Annotated in this window: 1 rRNA gene; it reads left to right on the top strand. The window is 57.9% G+C overall.

What is annotated here, in order from left to right:
* Window positions 1-1,297 (top strand): 23S ribosomal RNA (locus tag ABD808_RS38385); the annotation flags it as partial.

The raw sequence follows: 1,297 nt of genomic DNA, 5'->3' as shown, positions 1-1,297 counted from the left end.
CATCCGGTTGGATCTACCAGTCCAGCGGAGAGTTATAAAACATCGTGGTAGTCGAATGGTTTGGGAAGGCCGACCGTAGACGGTGAGAGTCCGGTAGGCGAAACTGCGATGTCTCTTGGGTGTGTTCCCGAGTAGCACGGGGCCCGTGAAATCCTGTGTGAATCTGCCACGACCACGTGGTAAGGCTGAATACTTCCTGGTGACCGATAGCGGACTAGTACCGTGAGGGAAAGGTGAAAAGTGCCCCGGTGAGGGGTCGTGAAAGAGTACCTGAAACCGTGTGCCTACAAGCCGTCAGAGCCTCCTCGGCTGGGAGACTTGTCTTCTGGTTGTTGGTGATGGCGTGCCTTTTGAAGAATGAGCCTGCGAGTTATGGTGTGTGGCGAGGTTAACCGGTGGCGGGTAGCCGTAGCGAAAGCGAGTCTGAATAGGGCGTTTTTAGTCGCATGCTGTAGACCCGAAGCGGGGTGATCTAGCCATGGGCAGGGTGAAGCGCCGGTAAGACGGTGTGGAGGCCCGAACCCACCAGGGTTGAAAACCTGGGGGATGACCTGTGGTTAGGGGTGAAAGGCCAATCAAACTCCGTGATAGCTGGTTCTCCCCGAAATGCATTTAGGTGCAGCGTTACGTGTGCTTGCCGGAGGTAGAGCTACTGGATGGCTGATGGGCCCGACAAGGTTACTGACGTCAGCCAAACTCCGAATGCCGGTAAGTTGAGCGTGGCAGTGAGACTGCGGGGGATAAGCTTCGTAGTCGAGAGGGAAACAGCCCAGATCATCGGTTAAGGCCCCTAAGCGTGTGCTAAGTGGGAAAGGATGTGGAGTTGCTGTGACAACCAGGAGGTTGGCTTAGAAGCAGCCATCCTTGAAAGAGTGCGTAATAGCTCACTGGTCAAGTGATTCCGCGCCGACAATGTAGCGGGGCTCAAGCACACCGCCGAAGCCGTGGCATCGCACCCGTAGGGGTGTGGTGGGTAGGGGAGCGTCCTGCAGCCGGTGAAGCCGCCGAGTGATCGAGTGGTGGAGGCTGTGGGAGTGAGAATGCAGGCATGAGTAGCGAGACACACGTGAGAAACGTGTGCGCCGGATGACCAAGGGTTCCTGGGGCAGGCTAATCCGCCCAGGGTAAGTCGGGACCTAAGGCGAGGCCGACAGGCGTAGTCGATGGACAACGGGTTGATATTCCCGTACCCGCTGGTATGCGCCAACGCTGAACCCTCTGATGCTAACCGCAGGAACTGCCATGTTTCGGGCCTTCGGGTTCGGGGTGGTGGGGAGTGTGGGGCCCGAGGGGGTAG

Origin of the sequence: Actinomadura meridiana (assembly GCF_039537545.1) — a bacterium.
GTDB classification, from domain to species: Bacteria; Actinomycetota; Actinomycetes; order Streptosporangiales; family Streptosporangiaceae; genus Spirillospora; species Spirillospora meridiana.
The sequence above is the reverse complement of the archived record's forward strand: the minus strand, read 5'-3'. Positions and strand labels throughout refer to the sequence as shown.